Raw genomic sequence first — 17,264 nt, forward strand, 5'->3', positions numbered from 1 at the left:
TTCTTTTTATACAATATTGCAGTATGGGCTTACATACGCTCAGGTACCTTTATGCCCAATAATTTCATACCCTGCGCAATGGTGTGCGCTGTCATCATAATAATCTGTAACCGCAGTTTTTTCTTTTCTTCTGTAGCAGCGCGGAGAATAGAATAGGTGGGAACCCCATCTACTTTTTCCCCATAAAAAGAATTGAATAACTGTGCCAGCTGGAAAATATAACTGGCAATCACAGAGGGGCTCAGCTCACGATAAGCCTCTGCCAGGATACCAGGGAATTGTTCATTCAGTATAATCAGTTCTTTTTCCAGTGGTAATAATTCGCCTGTATAGATAAATCCGGCCAGATCTGCAACCGGCCCTACTTCCCTGATAATGGATTTAATACGCGCGTGTGCATACTGGATAAAGGTGGCAGTAAATCCATGCAGATCAATAGATTCTTTCGGGTCAAAGATCATTTTCTTTTTAGGATCTACCCGCAGCAGGAAGAACTTCAAACCACCCATACCAACGGTATCGTAGAGTTCATGCAATTCATCTTCAGAAAAAGCATCCAGGTTTTTACCTGATTCTTTGGTTTTTTCTTCCGCGGTTTGCACCATTTCAGTGATCATATCATCTGCATCCACTACAGTGCCTTCCCTGCTTTTCATACGGCCATGAGGCAGTTCCACCATGCCATAGCTCAGGTGCAGGATGCCCGGTGCTGAAGGTTCTCCCAGTTTTGACAGGATCAGCTGCAGTACCTTAAAGTGATAGTTTTGTTCATCGGCTACCACATACACACTCTGATCCATATGGTAATCCTGGTACTTCAAACGCGCCGTACCCAGGTCCTGGGTCATATACACAGAAGTGCCATCTCCACGCAGCAGCAGTTTCTGGTCAAGACCGTCGGCTGTAAGATCTATCCATACAGAATTGTCTTCTTTTCTGAACAACACGCCTTTTTCCAGTCCTTCTGCCACCAGGTCTTTACCCAGCAGGTAGGTTTCACTTTCGTAGTACATCTTGTCAAAATCAATACCCAGGCGTTTGTAGGTTTGATCAAACCCTTCGTACACCCAGCTATTCATGGTCGCCCACAGTTCCCTGACTTCGTGGTTGCCGGCTTCCCATTGCTGCAGCATGATTTTAGCCTGCTGCATGATCTCTGTTTTATTACGCGACATCTCTTTGATGTCGTCCATGATCTTGCCTGTTTTTTCCTTGTCTTCCTTTACTTCCGGTTTATGCAAAGCGGTAACCAGCTTCCCGATCTTTTCTACATCGGCGCCATCGAAGTCGGCGAAATCATTTTCCAGTACCCGGTCTATAATGGGTTCGGCCTGTTCCTTTACAACTGATTCAAATTTCACGTAGTAGTCACCCACCAGGTGATCGCCTTTGATGCCGCTGGACTGCGGGGTGTCGCCATGTGCAAATAGCTGCCATGCCAGCATGGATTTGCAGATATGGATACCGCGGTCATTTACCAGGTTGGCCTTCACTACGTCAAAGCCGTTGGCTTTCATGATCTCAGCAATGGAGTACCCCAGGAAATTGTTACGCAGGTGCCCCAGGTGCAATGGTTTGTTGGTATTGGGAGATGAATATTCCACCATGATCCTTTTGCCATTGGCGGGCTGTATCCCAATGTTTACATCACCATAATATGTTTGCAGGAACTTAGTCCAGTAGGCATCGTTGATGCTCAGGTTAAGAAATCCTTTTACTACATTAAATCGGGCTATCAGTTCCGGGTTATGGCTAACCAGGTATTCACCGATGCGCTGTGCTGTTTCTTCCGGTTTTTGGCGGCTGAATTTTGTGAAAGAGAAAACAACAATGGTATACTCACCTTCGAATTCAGGTTTGGTAATATTAATGGCAATATCTGATTCCGTTACCTGTTGATCGTAAAGTGATTTAAGGGCGGCCACGGCGGCCGTTCTGATTGATTGTACAACACTCATGCTGAAAATGATTAATGCGAGGGGCAAAGATAGCATAAAGCTGAAAGGAAAAAGCAAAAAGCTATTTCCTTGAGCTTAAGGCAAAAAGCCCAAAGCAAAAAGCTATTGTGCAGGATATATAAGCGAAAAATCATTCGCTTATATATCCTGCACAATAGCTTTTTGCTTTTTCCTTTCAGCGTTATGCTTAAAAAATATAAAACAGATCTATTTGCGCACCAGAGTTCTTGCTGTTCTGGTTAATATCGCTGGTATCAAAAACCTTGGTAAGTCCAAAGTTGTAACGGCCGCCTATACCCAGGCCCATATCGGTTTTGTAACCAAATCCGAAGCCCAGTCCGAAATCTGCCGATTGCATACTATCCTTGATGTCGTGGGAAGTACTGCCTGTTTTCCATTTGGCTCCCACCAGTGCGCCTACCTGGGGGCCAGCTTCCACGAAGAAGGAAGGTACAATAGCATATTGCACCATTACCGGGATATTGATATAATCAGTTTTGATGGTTCCCCTGTTATGCACGCCGCCAATAATCTGCAGATCGTATTTGGTGCCCTGACCGGAGTACTGTATTTCCGGTTGTATGGACCAGGTTTTATTGATACCGATATTGATCAATCCGCCCACGTTAAAAGAAGCCAGCGTTTTAGCGTCGCCAAAGGGAAGGGCGCCCATATCAGTCAGCTTAGCGAGGTTTAATCCTCCTTTAATACCAAATTTTACGTTTTGTGCTTGTACTGCCAGCATAGTTCCAATAGCTAATACACCAGACAGAATAAGTTTTTTCATGATATGTTTATTTATGTACGGCCAGGTCGACAATAAATATGCCGTTTTGCCCTGTAGTGGAAAAACTACCCGGTTGCGGGGAGACTATAAATCTTTCAGCATCCAGCTGTCACAGCCAAAATGACCGGTGTTGCCCAAAGGGCCTGTCAGGTAGCGGAAACCGAATTGTTCATATACTTTCCTGGCCCGGGCGAGCTCGGGGCTCGTTTCCAGGTAGCACTGCGTATAGCCATTTTGTTTAGCGAAATCCAGGCACATGGTAATGAGTTTCCCTGCCAGTCCCTTTCCCCGGGATTCGGGAAGCAGGTACATTTTCTGCAGCTCGCATACATGCGCTTCCCCGCCATCCAGGGGGTGTATGCCGGCGCCTCCGATTACACGGCCCTCCGTTTCTGCTACAAAGTAAATTGCACGGGGTATATCAAAGACTACGGACAAATGATCGGTGGTAGGGTCCGAAAACGCAGTACCAGCTTTGTTCATGCCGAATTCTGTGAGGGTAGTTTTTACAATGTTGGCTATAATCGGGTCATCTGATGCTACGATCGTTCTTATTGTTACGGGTTCCATAAAATGAAAATAGGGATTTTTTTTTTCTTGCCCAGGATTAGGCTGATTTTGCTGATTTTAATGATTTTTTATTGTGATTATAATTTGATTTTAAAAGATTAGGGAAGACGTAAGCAAATTTCGCTTATATCTTCCCTAATCTTTTAAAATCAAAAAAAAGAAAATCATTAAAATCAGCAAAATCAGCCTAATCCTGGGCAAGAAAAAAATCCCCGGCAGGACTAGAATATGGTAAACTCTACTCTTCTGTTCTTTTGCCGGCCTGCAGCGGTTTTATTGCTGGCGATCGGCTGGGTCATACCGTAGCCTACAGCCTCAATTTTGGAGGCATTCACACCTTTTTCAACAAGATACGTTTTTACAGATTCCGCTCTTTCCCTTGACAGGGCGAGGTTACGTGTTTTGCTGCCCACATTGTCCGTATGTCCGCTCAGCTTCAGATTGAGGTTCTTACGTTTCAGCAAATCTGCCACCCTGTCCAGTGCAGGAAAGGAATGGGGCTTGATGCTCGCTTTGGCAAAGTCGAATTCCAGGTTCTGAATGGCTTCTTTTACAATCCGGGTATCTTCTTCCGTAATAACTACTTTCTCCTCTTTCTTTTCTATAACAGGAACAGGCAGCGGACAACCGGAACCGTCCACCTTTGTATTGGCAGGAGTGCCGGGGCATTTGTCAAAGAAGTCAGAAACACCATCCCCATCGCTGTCTTTTGTCAGTTTATCCACATCGGCGGCCAACCTGGCATTGTTTTGATTGGCAGCATCCAGGGAGGCTGCCAGCGTGGTTTTTTGTGCTTCCAGCTCATCATACATTTCTTTGGCAGGATTATGCCACTGTAACTGTTTTTTCCCTTTTTTACCCAGTGCAAACTCCAGTCCGGCATAGCCATAGGAATACTTATCCTTATTGGGGCCATGATGATAGCCGTCGAGGTTATCACCATCCAGGAAGTTCATCGTGTATCCCAGGTCAAGGTTCACAAATTCCGATAACCGGAATTTAAGTCCTGCGCCTACCGGGATGATCAGTTCTTTAATGGCTTTATTATCTTTTGAATAGTCAAATTTGGAACCGTCGTTTTCTTCCAGCGTAGGCTTATAACCTGCTATTCCCCCGCCCACAGAGGCATAGAGCTGTACAAAGTTTTCACGGAACAGCCAGTTGACCGTAGTGATATTAAACACGGCATTCAATGATGCGGACCATGGCAGCTTGGTTTCATACGATTTGTAGGGGCTCACCGGGACCTTGCCATTGCCCCAGTTTTTGCTGTTATCTGCCTGTAATTTACCGCCTACATAGTCGGCCCGTAAAGCCATAAAATGAAGGATCTGGTATTTAACATAGGCGCCATAACCAGCGGATCCCTTCCATTTGGTAAAGTCATTACTGCCACCGGTGGCTGCTACCGGCGCTAAAATACCACCATTAATGCCGATAGACCAAGTTTTGTAATCACTGGTTCCGCGGAACAACTTCGCGGAAGAAGTACTGGTTGCAGAGGTGGTGGATGGTTGATCCTGAGCCTGGCTCAACATGGGGGCGGTTGCTAACAACAGGCATGCGGCCCGCCAAAAAATGGATTTGTTCATAAGAAAAGCGTTAGGTTATACAATGTTGTACAATAAATAAACGGGTAGGTCAGGAATGAAATAGCTTACGGAAGGCGAGGTCATGAAACAATCTTCTGCTGGGTTATTTAGCTACAAGGGTCGCTAAAAAAAATGGCTGACAGGCTTAATAACTAAATACTTAGATCAAATATAGGGCACCTGACTGACATAATTTCATATTTTTTTGCTTGGCATAATCATTGACAAACCAACGACAAACACGAAAACATACTTACAACTAAAGGATAATCTTTAATACTATGGGAAAAATAATAGGCATTGACTTAGGAACTACCAATTCATGCGTTGCCGTAATGGAAGGTAACGAACCGGTAGTGATTGCCAATGATGAGGGCAGGAGAACAACCCCATCTGTAGTGGCTTTTTTAAAGAACGGAGAAAGGAAAGTAGGTGACCCTGCGAAGCGTCAGGCTATTACCAACCCCGTTAATACCATTATGTCAGTGAAGCGTTTTATGGGCCGTCATTTTGACGAAGTAGCCAGCGAAGTGAGTCACGTTACGTACAAAGTGGTAAAAGGAGATAACAACACTACCCGTATCGATATAGACGGCAGATTATATACGCCGCAGGAGATTTCAGCAATGATCCTGCAGAAAATGAAGAAAACAGCGGAAGACTACCTGGGTCAGGAAGTAACAGAAGCAGTTATCACTGTACCTGCCTACTTTAACGATGCTCAGCGCCAGGCTACCAAGGAAGCCGGTGAAATCGCTGGTTTAACCGTACGTCGTATTATCAATGAGCCTACCGCTGCTGCACTGGCTTATGGTATGGACAAAAAGCACCATGACAGCAAAATCGCTGTATTTGACCTCGGTGGTGGTACCTTCGATATCTCTATCCTGGAATTAGGTGACGGTGTATTTGAAGTAAAATCTACCAATGGTGATACTCACTTAGGTGGTGACGACTTCGATAAAGTAATCATGGACTGGCTGGCAGACGAATTCAAAAAAGATGAAGCAGTAGATTTACACAAAGATCCAATGTCATGGCAGCGTTTGAAAGAAGCTGCTGAAAAAGCAAAGATTGAATTGTCGTCTTCCCAGGAAACTGAAATCAATCTTCCTTATATCACTGCGGTGGATGGTGTTCCTAAACACTTAGTGAAAAAATTAACCCGTGCGAAATTTGAGCAGCTGAGCGATAGCCTGGTGGAAAGAACACTGGAGCCTTGCCGTAAAGCGCTGAAAGACGCCGGTATGAACACTTCTGAAATTGATGAAATAATACTGGTAGGTGGTTCTACCCGTATTCCTAAAATCCAGGAAGTTGTTGAGAAATTCTTCGGTAAAAAACCTAATAAAGGTGTTAACCCGGATGAAGTAGTAGCGGTAGGTGCTGCTATCCAGGGTGGTGTACTGACAGGTGAAGTAAAAGACGTACTATTACTGGACGTTACTCCGCTGTCACTGGGTATCGAAACAATGGGCGGTGTAATGACCAAACTGATCGAATCCAATACCACCATTCCTACGAAGAAATCAGAAACTTTCTCTACCGCAGCAGATAGCCAGCCTAGCGTGGAAATCCATGTATTGCAGGGTGAAAGACCAATGGCCAGCCAGAACAGAACACTGGGCCGCTTTATCTTAGGTGATATTCCTCCGGCTCCGCGTGGCGTTCCCCAGATCGAAGTAACCTTCGATATCGATGCTAACGGTATCCTGCACGTAACTGCAAAAGATAAAGGCACCGGTAAAACACAGAATATCAAGATTGAAGCTGGTAGCGGTTTGAGCAAGGACGAAATCGAAAAGATGAAAGCTGAAGCAAAAGCCAACGAATCTGCCGATAAAGAACAACGCGAACAGATCGAAAAGCTGAATAAAGCAGACAGCCTGATCTTCCAGACTGAAAAACAGATCAAGGAATACGGTGATAAACTGCCTGCTGACAAAAAAGCAACCATCGAAACAGCGTTGAATAAACTGAAAGAAGCGCACAAATCCCAGGACGGTGCACAGCTGGATACAGCTACTGCTGAACTGGAAGCTGCATGGACTGCTGCTTCTGAAGAGCTGTACAAAGCTTCTCAGGGTCAACCGGAAGGTGCTGCACAGCCTAACGGCGGCCAGCAACAGGGCGAACCTAATGCGGCTAACGATGGCGTAACAGATGCTGAATTTGAAGAAGTAAAATAAACGTAGTTTGTCTTACTCAGGATTAAACTGATTAAGATGATTACCCGGATTTGAAATATATAATTGGCGAAGATGAAACAGGCATTAGCTGTTTTATTTTCGCCAATTTTTTTGTCATTGGGGATCACAAGTAAAGGTTGGAAAAATCATCACCATCATCGTAATCAGTTTAATCCTGAGTAAGACAAGCAATTTTTCTTACTTTGCTTTGGCATAGCCGGGATCCAATGAACTATAGATTACGCTTTTATCTCCGTTACCACACCCGTTACGGACAGCATATTTACCTGTTGGGTAATTTACCTGCATTGGGTAATGATGTGCCGGCGCATGCCCATCGCATGCAATGGTTGAACAACGATTGGTGGTATACAGATATTCAACTGGCCCCGGGAGAAACAATACCACTGCGATACCAGTATATTATAAAAGAACTGGAAGAAGTAGTGTATGAAGGGGCGGTGCGTGAATTTACATTTACACCGGGGCCGCATTCCGAAATGGTTTTTATTGATGCCTGGAATGATGCTGCCCGCCCGGAGAATGCCTGGCTTACCGCTCCGTTTTGCCGCGTTTTTTTTCAGCGCCCTCCGGAAGTCCTCGCTGGCTTATCTACCGCCACGCATATCTTCCGCGTGCAGGCGCCATTGTTAGACAGCCACAAAACCATCTGTTTACTGGGTAACACCACACAAACCGGTAACTGGAATATCCGGCAGCCATTATTGCTGCAATACGATGCCCGGGGCTGGTTTTCCGTTGCACTGGATCTTTCCGGAGTTACGACGCCACTGCTTTACAAGTACGGGATCTATGATACCACTGCACAACAGTTTATACAGTATGAAAATGGTGATAACCGGGAGCTGCATACCATCGCGGTAAATGGCCGGCAGGTAGTATTGCATGACGGTTTTCTGCGGATAGATTATAAGCCCTGGAAAGGCGCGGGGGTGGCGGTGCCCGTATTCAGCCTGCGGAGTAAAGAAGGATTTGGCACCGGCGAATTCGCCGACCTGCCGCAACTGGCGCAATGGGCACAGCAAAAAGGGCTGCAGCTTATACAACTGCTGCCCGTGAATGATACCATTCAAACCCGTACCTGGAAAGACTCCTATCCTTATGCCGCTATTTCCTCCTTTGCATTGCACCCGCTGTATATCCGTTTACAGGAAGTAGGCACACTGCCAGATAAGCATCCATTGCAACGGCAATTCACCCGCTTACGGCAATGGCTCAACGAAATGGAATCGCTGGATTACGAAACGGTGATGTCTTTTAAATTAGCCTATCTCCGGGCATTGTACGAAACCGCAGGGGATCAGGGGGATCAGCTGCAAACACGCGATTACCGGCATTGGTTTGCTGCCAACGAATACTGGCTCCTGCCATATGCCGCATACTGCTATCTGCGCGATAAATATCATACCGGTGATTTTAACCAGTGGCCTGCTCATAACGTATACGACTGCGCGGATATTACCCGGCTTGTAGCAACAGATACAGATGCCAAAGCAGCTGCACATTACCATTTTTTTGTACAATACCATCTCCACCGGCAACTGGCGGCAGCTACTGAGGCCGTGCATCAGCAAGGCGTTGCCCTCAAAGGTGATATTCCCATCGGTGTAGCCCTGCACAGCGCGGATACCTGGATGCATCCTGAAGGATATTATCCCGATATGCAGGCAGGTGCGCCACCAGATGGTTTTACCACGGCCGGGCAAAACTGGGGTTTCCCCACTTATAACTGGAAACAAATGGCCGCCGGTGGCCTCGGGTGGTGGCAGCAGCGCCTCCGCCACATGTCCGCCTATTTCGATGCCTTCCGGATCGATCATATTCTCGGTTTCTTCCGCATCTGGCAAATACCCAGACATGCCGTACAGGGATTAATGGGATATTTTCATCCAGCCGTTGCCGTTAGCAGGGAAGAGATGCTGCAACGGGGTATTGATTTTGATGAAGACCGTTTCTGCCAGCCCTATATTACCAACAGTATCCTGGAAGAACTATTTGGTAACTATGCCGGCATGATGAAAGAACAATTGATGAAACCCATTGCCGGTGGGCGTTATCAGCTGCTCCAGGAATTTAATACACAGCGTAAAGTACTGGAATCGATCTTGCCTGAGGCGGTAAAAACAACGCTTTATACATTGATTGCAGATGTATTGCTTATAAAAGTAACAGACCGTAACAGAACGTTGTACCATCCCCGTTATGATATGGCCACCACCCGCTCATTTGCGGCACTGGACAAAAACAGCAGGGAAAACCTGGCGGCCTTGTATCATGATTATTTCTACGTACGACAGGAAAGCTGCTGGCGTAAGGAGGCCATGCACAAACTTCCCCTGATCAAAAGAGCTACCCATATGCTGATCTGCGGGGAAGACCTGGGCATGGTGCCCGATTGCGTACCCAGCGTAATGCAGTCGCAGGGCATATTGAGCCTGGAAATAGAACGTATGCCTAAAACAACCGGTACCACCTTTACCGATATTTCAAAAGCACCCTACCTGGCTGTACTAACTCCCTCTACCCACGATATGAGCACGCTGAGAGGGTGGTGGCAGGAAGACCGCCATCTCACCCAAAAATACTATCACCAGGAGCTGCACCACAAAGGCCCCGTTCCTGCAACCGCCAGCCCTGCCCTCATCCGGGAAATCATTGCCAGGCATATGAAGGCGCCGGCTATGTGGCGTATTTTCCAGATACAGGACCTCCTCGCTGCGGAAGGCCGGGCCTCAGGCCATCCGGATGCAGAAAGAATCAATATCCCCGCAGTAGCATCGCATTATTGGCGCTACCGGGTTCCTGCGGATTTTTGTCTTTCCCAGGATTAAACTGATTTTGATGATTTACAGGATTTTATTTTTTAAGATTTAAAAAGATTAGGAGAATAACAGCGGACCAGTATCTACTCACATCTTTATTAATCTTAATAATCTAAAAAGAAAAATCCTGTAAATCATCAAAATCAGTTTAATCCTGGGAAAGACAAAAATCCTGTGAAAAACATAGTATTTTCATTGTATGAAGCTCACCCTTTATCCTTTTGAACTGAAATTCAGATACACCTTCACGATTTCGCGTAAATCGAAAGATGTACAACCCTTACTGGTAGCCAGGCTGGAGCAGGATGGATACAGCGGTCTTGGAGAAACTGCCGATAATTCCTACTACAATATAACGGTGCCCCATCTCATCGAAGCCATTGAAGCCCACCGACCGTTTATAGAAAATTATCAGCTAACAACACCAGCCGCTTTCTGGCAGGATATGTACCCGCTGCTGCAGGGAAATATGTTTGCGCTTTGCGCGCTTGATATTGCCGCATGGGATCTTTACGCCAAACAACAGCAGCAACCGTTGTACAGGGTATGGGGACTGGATACTTCCCATAACCCGCTTACAGACTATACCATAGGTATAGATACCATAGAAAATATGGTGCGGAAACTGCAGGAATTTCCCTGGCCTATCTACAAAATTAAATTAGGTACCAAAGAAGATATTGCCATTATCACTGAACTGAGAAAGCATACAGACGCCGTTTTCAGGGTAGATGCCAACTGTGCCTGGGGAGTAGAGGAAACTTTGCATAATGCTATAGCATTAAAAGAACTGGGAGTGGAGTTTATCGAACAACCCATGCCTGCCAACGACAAAGAAGGCATGAAACGGGTATACGAAAAGGTAGCATTGCCAGTTATTGCCGATGAAAGTTGTATTGTAGAAGAGGACGTAGCGCAATGCCGGGGCTATTTTCATGGGATCAACATCAAGCTTACCAAATGCGGTGGCATTACGCCCGCGTTACGTATGATTGCCGCAGCAAAGCAGGCAGGTATGAAAGTGATGACCGGCAGCATGAACGAAAGCACGGTGGGTACCTCTGCGGTGGCGCATCTGCTGCCACTGCTTGATTACGTGGATATGGATGGTCCGCTGTTATTGGCAGAAGACACCTCCACCGGGATTAAAATAGAAGATGGTCGTATTATTTACGCTAACCGGCCTGGTACAGGTGCGGAATTATTTCGTTGATCCCTCCCTTCCCTTATGCGCTTTATTCGTCAATATTTTTATAATCCGGCCACAGCACACAGGCATAATTGCCCAGCGAGGCGGTAACGGTGTTTTGTATCGCAATGCTATTGCACCTGTTGATATCACGGGTGGCAATAATTCTGTCGGCATATGCCTGCAGGAGTGATGCCGAAGCTGTAATAGTCGTGATATTGCCGCGGGCCGGCAGGTTCATGCCGGTAGAAGAAAAGGGCCATTGCATAGCTGTTTCCCTGATCTCCTGCACAAGGGGATCATCCGGCGCGAGGCCTTTACTCAGACTAAGCAGATCCGGCAGATAACGTAAGCATAGATCCGCACTGTAAATCCCTGCTGCTGTAACGGCAAACGGATAAGGCGCCAGCCAGGCTGACAAGTCCGCTGCCCCGATATCCCTGCCCATAGTCAGTTGCACTATCCGGTATATATACTGCGCCGACCATAAGGCGGCTTCCGCATCAAATGAAGGGGCGGTACCGGGCATTTCCAGTATATCACTCTTATAGTAAGTCTCCAGTATCGTTTGGGTCTCCGATAATTCCTGCGGTGTAAAAGGAATCAATTGATCAACTACAGCTACTTGTCCTTCGCGTACAAGGTGGTTAATAAACGCAGCTAAATTCATAGGTAAACATTTGGCCATTCGCATTTCTGTAACATTCAACGGAAAGCGGCGGCACGCCAAATTAATAAAAAAACATATACCGTAAAGATTCTTATTTGCTGATGTAAAGGGTTTATTCGGGCGCGGGATGGCTATGCTTCTTCTTCCTTCCAGGTTTGCGCCAGGAAAACATAGTCCTCAATACAGCCGGTAGCAACAATTGTTTTACCTGCCAGCGGCATCAATGGATTTTGCATAAAGGGATTGGCGCCGGCGGGCCGTATCAGGTAGTCGCCCTGGTCGGTTACCAGGAATACGCCGAGGTGTTCACTTTTGCTATGTTTGCCAAAGGTACGCAACACGAGGCGCCCGGTAAGCGTAATAAAGGGACTGTTTTGATCCCTGTTGGTTTTATCTGCTGACATATTCACGATACCCCAGTATTTGATTGTTTTTCTCTTTCACCACTATAACCTTTGTTAAAGGAATTTCCCCGGTGGTGGCAGATTCCGAAAATACATGAAATTTTACAGATGGCATGGAACCGCTTACATCTTCTTTGCCGGCCTGGTTATTTTTCCTGTTTACAAATACCTTCGGGTCCCTTTCCTTTACAAAGTTTTTTTCATCCAGCAGGCGATGCATAGCCGTGTGCAGCGCGGGGTCTGTAGCATGAGAACCGTCAGATGGCTGCGGTACGGCGATGAAATCGTCCAGCATTTTGCCCCTGGCTTCCAGGTTATCCCGGCGATTTTGCAAGGTGTTTACAAAAGTTTGTTCCGTGCCCGTGGTGCTGGGATCTCTGTTGTTGATCACCGGTTGCCAGGAGGGATCTCCCAGCAGGTAGAACTGCGCTGCTGTTTTCAGTTCATAGGGATCCAATGTGGGGCCCATTTCATTTAGAAACCGTTGCCTGGCTTCCAGTAAGGCCCTGCCGGTAGAAGCGCCGTTCAATACGTTGATGACAAAATATTGTGTGAGTAAATCGGCCAGTCCCTGCCCGGTGGGCGGACCATAGGCGATGTTGGAGGCGCCCACAAAAGCCAGCGCATGATTGAGCAGGTAGCTATTGGCCATACTGATTCTTTTTGCACTGTTTTTCTGCGGATCAAAGAGCTGTCCGCCATAGCAGCATTCTGCCGCTACAATGGTGCCGTGAGTGATCTTGTCTTTCAGTACATCCGATCTCAGCGCCATTGGGAAATCAGCGGCTTTCTGCCCGTAATAGGCGGGGTTGTAAATAGCGCCATGACAGTTAATGAAATGCGTTTTGGCCTGCAATTGGTCCGCAGTCCAGTTGGTACCGGTAAGGGTGTCATCTCCCGGGAATACCAGCAGGCTGCTATGGTTGCCAAAAATATTCTGCAGACTGTTCTGTGTTGAGTTTTGCCAGTCAAAAGTGCTGAGCGAGAAATAGGGGAGGTAATCTCCCTGTTTTGCCGGCGCCGCAGCAATGATATTGGCAATCAGGGTATGCAGATAGCCGGCATCCGCCACCCCCGGAATATCGGGCAGCCGGCCCACCACACGCGTAGGTGAAATAAATTTCCCCGGATCAGTATCATAGGGCGTGTCACACGCATAAGGCAGATCACTGGGAATATTACTGTCCGGATCATTATCTCCCGGTAACAGGTTTTTCAAACGCTGAAAGGGGATAATGTCCTGGGCGCCAAGCAACATGATATAGCCCGGCGAAAAGAACCGGTACAGCTCATCGATCGCTTTTTTATTTTGCCCGTCATCTGTTGCATCAGTTACCGCAGTGGCCTGACAGGCCTGCATCTGCGCAGCGTCATCCAGGAAAATAATATGTGCGTCCAGGTGACGGTTGTTATCATATGCCAGCAATGCATCCAGGTCATCCAGTATCTGCTGGTGTGCATCGCCATATTTTTTTTGAAGGGCGGTTTTATTGGTTATTATGAGTTTTGTCGTCAGCATATTGATATTGGGGGATGCCATAGTATCCTGATTAGCGTTCAAAAATATTGAATTAAAAGATAATAAGCTACCCATGCTGAAACAATATTATCATTCCATTACGCAGCTTATTTGCATAGTGAAAAAGTAAACCGTATTTTTCTGTAAATCTATGTACCCGGTTATGAGAAAATTCCACCTGTTATCTGTCTTCCTGCTGTTAACTGCATGTCATTCCTTTGCACAGGCAATAGCCGGCTTTGTAGTAAAATCGGGAACATTCCCCAGGCATAACAGTATCGTATATACGGCATTACCGCCGTCGGCAGGCAATGCCCCCGTCAGCCTGGAAGAAATCACTGGCGGAAAACGTATACCCGTTGCCGTTAATGTTTACAAAGGACAGCTATGCTGGATCCTGTCGGGAAATACGCCCGCTGGTGCTGAACGGACCTACGAACTGAAGAAAGGAGTACCGGTTACCAATCCCCGTATGAAAACAGCCCTGCACAACGGCTCCCTGGTATTGGAAGAGCATAACGACCCTATCCTGCAATATAATTTTAAAACCGTAGCAGCTCCTTCCGGCGCAGATACGGTGTACAGCCGCAGCGCATTTATTCATCCGCTCTGGGCGCCTAATGGCGTGGTGCTTACCAACATCTTCCCCAATGCCGGACATCTTCATCATATGGGTGTCTGGAATCCATGGACCCATACCCTGTTTGAAGGCAGGGAAACAGATTTCTGGAACGTGCAGAAAAAAGAAGGGAAGGTGCGGTTTAACGGCAACCTGGAAACCCTGTCGGGTAACGTATGGTGCGGCTTCAGCGCCGGGCAGGATCATGTCGCCTTTCTGAAGGATGGAACGGAGAAGACAGCTATCCGGGAAACCTGGTTGATACAGGCCTACCCGGCCACTAATGAGGGCGCCCGCCGTCAATGGGATTTTACCACCACCTTTGCAGCCACCACCCCTAATGGCATCACCCTGCTGCAATACCGTTATGGCGGCGGTTTCGGACTCAGAACCACCGCAGCTTTCACTGCCCAAACCAGCCAGGTAATTACTTCTGAAGGCAAAACCCGTAAAGATGCCGACAGCACCCGCGCCCGCTGGGTGAAAATATCCGGTACTACTACCCATGGAAAGGCAGGAATGCTGATCATGAACTATCCTGATAATTTTGACTCACCGGAACCCCTGCGGGTATGGCCGGAAAATATGGAGGGCGGTGAACTGATGTTTAACTATACACCCACCCGTATGAAACCATGGCAACTGTACCCGGGCGCCCGCTACCAGCTGAAATACAGGGTGATGGTATATAACGATGATATTATAAACGAGGAAGCGGAGGCTGCCTGGCAGGAGTACGCACACCCGCCGGAAGTTCGCGTGATCTAATTGCATTTTGTGGTTTATCGCTTTTTCGTTTATTTTAGCTCTGTGAATGATTCGGTTTCAATTCGGTTAACCTCGGAGAAACCTGACTGATCAGCAGCGCGGATATACCCTGTTTTTAATATATAACCCTTAACCATCATCTTAATGAACAATTTAAATGATCCCAACATCAGGGAAGAAGTGAACAAACAGGACGACGATGACGATGCACCTTCGTGGGGAGGGGTAATTGTTGGTCTGCTGCTCGGCATTGCAGGAATTGTGCTGATCTTTTACCGTTACCAGCAATTTCATAGTCCCGGCAACGACAGTATCAGCATTACCAAAATTGAAATGCTCATCTATAAAGTTACCGGGGAAAGCATCTGGGCACTTATCGCCGCCTATGCCCTGGTGGCAGTTGCCGGCTTCTACCTGGCCATCAGCAATTTCAGTAAACTCAGATCACGGTAAACTATATCCTTCCAAAAATATATATCGATGAACACCCTCGCTGAACTGAAAACAACGCTGCTCAACATCCATGAGAAGGATAAAAAGCAAACTATCAACGCGCTGATTACCGCAGAAATTTTTGCTGTGCTCGTTTTTGGCCTGATCGGCTACAGTATTTTTGCCGGCAAAAGCAATGAAACACCCACCGGCGTACTGTTTATATTGCTTTTTCTGCCTGTAGGTATCCTGATTCCCTATCTTTTTATGCTACACCAGGCAAAGAAACGGCCGGAGAAAATCCATGATTTTGTAAGCCGCCTCGAGAGGGGGGAAGCAGTGAATAACGTGGACACCTATACGGACTATAAACTTACATTGCCGCTGCGCATCATCAGGGTGCGGTTGTTCCCGATGGAATATGCGCACCTGCAGGTAGGACAAAGCCGCTCTTTTTTTAAACTGCCGCTGTCTGCAGAAAATGTTCAGCCGTTTAAAGCGTTGATCAGTCAACGGGTGCCGGAAGCGGCAAGTACAATCGGAGGCTCTTCTGCCAACTGGTCTGCTAACTGATAACAGGTAAAAGATGAAAACACTGGAAGAATTTGATGCCTTCCTGGACCAGCAGCTTAACAACGAACTGCAGGCCATGGAGCAAAAACGTATTACCGGCCGCAACTGGATGCGCCGGATGTGGATAGCCAGCCTGTTGCCATTCGCGGTGTTTATATTTTTTATCATCCGGTTTTCCACCACCCCGGCTGCCGGTGGTAACCAGGCGCTCATGATTGCCGGTATGGTATTGCTGTTTACCCTCGGCGGTTATGCCGTCCGGTATTTTATGATGAAACAAAAGGGAATAACGGCCGCCACAGACTACCAGCACGATTTTAAAACAAGGATCGTAAAACCGGTAATAGGTTTTATTGATCCGTCATTTATTTATCAGCCAATTAATTATGCGAGCTACGAAGAGTTTACAGAAAGCGGGCTGTTCGCAAAAAAAGATTATCATATTACCGGTAACGACCAGGTATACGGCAAAAGAGGCGATCTTAATTTCCAGTGCTGCGATCTCACGGTAACGCATATGCCATCAGTAACAGTACGCGGTCAGGGACCCGATACAGTTTTTCGTGGCAGCTATTTTATAGGACAGTTTCCCCGCTATTTTCATACACCGGTATATATCCTGTCGCGCAGCAGTACCATCGGTACCCTGTTTTCCAGTTCTCCTGCCGATAACGGGTTCATCGAAACCTGGAGTCTGGGTAAAAAAGTATTGCCTTCGGATGCTGCTTTCAATAAACAATTCATGGTATACTCGCCGGATGTCAATGAAGCCACCCAACTGCTGACCCCGGCATTAATGGAACAAATCATCCGGCTGCAGGAGCGCAGCGCTGCCAAACTGTTTATCTCTTTTTATAATAACCGTATCTATGCCGGTATCGGTCACGGAACAGATTATTTTGAAACAACCCTGAATAAGTCGCTGGAAGACCGGCAGATGCTCCGGGATTATTATCTCGACTTCATGTCGCTGTTGCAACTGGCGGAAGACCTGAGAGGTAATATGAGTATCTGGACTACCCATGCGTTTTCCCGGTCATAAAATTTTTTTATACCGCTGTCATACCGCTGGGAATATCTCAAAGTATTCCCATGACCTTGTGCTATCATTAGGCGTTATTTTTTGTTTTTCCGGAGATGTAAAATGCAGG

14 protein-coding genes are annotated in these 17,264 nt (G+C 46.8%); 7 read left to right on the forward strand and 7 right to left on the reverse strand.

Annotated features, from left to right (window positions below; translation table 11 throughout):
• Positions 1-29: 29 nt before the first annotated feature.
• From argS to KE626_RS33920, 4 genes are all read right to left on the reverse strand, one after another.
• A complete protein-coding gene (gene argS, locus KE626_RS33905) occupies positions 30-1,958 on the reverse strand; it encodes an arginine--tRNA ligase (protein WP_211977531.1) in 1,929 nt (642 codons plus the stop codon).
• Positions 1,959-2,145: 187 nt separating this feature from the next.
• Positions 2,146-2,745: a porin family protein gene (locus tag KE626_RS33910; RefSeq protein ID WP_211977532.1), complete on the reverse strand. Its 600-nt coding sequence runs from the start codon at positions 2,743-2,745 to the stop codon at positions 2,146-2,148.
• 84 nt (positions 2,746-2,829) lie between these two features.
• Positions 2,830-3,315, reverse strand: coding sequence for a GNAT family N-acetyltransferase (locus tag KE626_RS33915; RefSeq protein WP_211977533.1), 486 nt, complete (start codon positions 3,313-3,315; stop codon positions 2,830-2,832).
• A gap of 221 nt (positions 3,316-3,536) precedes the next feature.
• Positions 3,537-4,907 (reverse strand): OmpA family protein, encoded by a 1,371-nt coding sequence (locus KE626_RS33920; protein ID WP_211977534.1) that lies wholly within the window; start codon positions 4,905-4,907, stop codon positions 3,537-3,539.
• Between the two features lie 281 nt (positions 4,908-5,188).
• On the opposite strand from KE626_RS33920, the gene dnaK reads away from it, so the two are divergent.
• The 3 genes from dnaK (at position 5,189) to KE626_RS33935 (ending at position 11,152) form a co-directional block, all read left to right on the forward strand.
• Entirely contained in the window at positions 5,189-7,096 is a 1,908-nt protein-coding gene (dnaK, locus tag KE626_RS33925) for a molecular chaperone DnaK (RefSeq protein ID WP_211977535.1), read from the forward strand.
• Positions 7,097-7,323: 227 nt separating this feature from the next.
• Positions 7,324-9,948 (forward strand): 4-alpha-glucanotransferase, encoded by a 2,625-nt coding sequence (locus KE626_RS33930; protein ID WP_211977536.1) that lies wholly within the window; start codon positions 7,324-7,326, stop codon positions 9,946-9,948.
• A 190-nt stretch (positions 9,949-10,138) separates the two neighbouring features.
• Positions 10,139-11,152, forward strand: coding sequence for a dipeptide epimerase (locus tag KE626_RS33935; RefSeq protein ID WP_211977537.1), 1,014 nt, complete (start codon positions 10,139-10,141; stop codon positions 11,150-11,152).
• 22 nt (positions 11,153-11,174) lie between these two features.
• On the opposite strand, the gene KE626_RS33940 is transcribed toward KE626_RS33935, so the two are convergent.
• From KE626_RS33940 to KE626_RS33950, 3 genes are all read right to left on the reverse strand, one after another.
• Complete coding sequence (locus KE626_RS33940) at positions 11,175-11,798, reverse strand: hypothetical protein (protein ID WP_211977538.1); 624 nt, start codon at positions 11,796-11,798, stop codon at positions 11,175-11,177.
• Positions 11,799-11,929: 131 nt separating this feature from the next.
• Positions 11,930-12,208: a hypothetical protein gene (locus KE626_RS33945; RefSeq protein ID WP_211977539.1), complete on the reverse strand. Its 279-nt coding sequence runs from the start codon at positions 12,206-12,208 to the stop codon at positions 11,930-11,932.
• Positions 12,189-13,742, reverse strand: a complete 1,554-nt coding sequence (locus KE626_RS33950) for a C25 family cysteine peptidase (RefSeq protein ID WP_211977540.1) — start codon at positions 13,740-13,742, stop codon at positions 12,189-12,191. The genes KE626_RS33945 and KE626_RS33950 overlap by 20 nt, the downstream gene beginning before the upstream one ends.
• Positions 13,743-13,884: 142 nt before the next feature.
• On the opposite strand from KE626_RS33950, the gene KE626_RS33955 reads away from it, so the two are divergent.
• The 4 genes from KE626_RS33955 (at position 13,885) to KE626_RS33970 (ending at position 17,155) form a co-directional block, all read left to right on the forward strand.
• Entirely contained in the window at positions 13,885-15,108 is a 1,224-nt protein-coding gene (locus KE626_RS33955) for a DUF6807 domain-containing protein (protein WP_211977541.1), read from the forward strand.
• A gap of 144 nt (positions 15,109-15,252) precedes the next feature.
• A complete protein-coding gene (locus KE626_RS33960) occupies positions 15,253-15,561 on the forward strand; it encodes a hypothetical protein (RefSeq protein WP_211977542.1) in 309 nt (102 codons plus the stop codon).
• 27 nt (positions 15,562-15,588) lie between these two features.
• Positions 15,589-16,113 carry a hypothetical protein gene (locus tag KE626_RS33965; RefSeq protein ID WP_211977543.1) on the forward strand — a complete coding sequence of 175 codons (525 nt, stop codon included), beginning with the start codon at positions 15,589-15,591 and terminating at the stop codon, positions 16,111-16,113.
• Positions 16,114-16,126: 13 nt separating this feature from the next.
• Positions 16,127-17,155, forward strand: a complete 1,029-nt coding sequence (locus tag KE626_RS33970) for a DUF3137 domain-containing protein (RefSeq protein ID WP_211977544.1) — start codon at positions 16,127-16,129, stop codon at positions 17,153-17,155.
• Positions 17,156-17,264: the final 109 nt, after the last annotated feature.

It is taken from the genome of Chitinophaga hostae (genome assembly GCF_018224885.1).
Taxonomy (GTDB): Bacteria; Bacteroidota; Bacteroidia; order Chitinophagales; family Chitinophagaceae; genus Chitinophaga; species Chitinophaga hostae.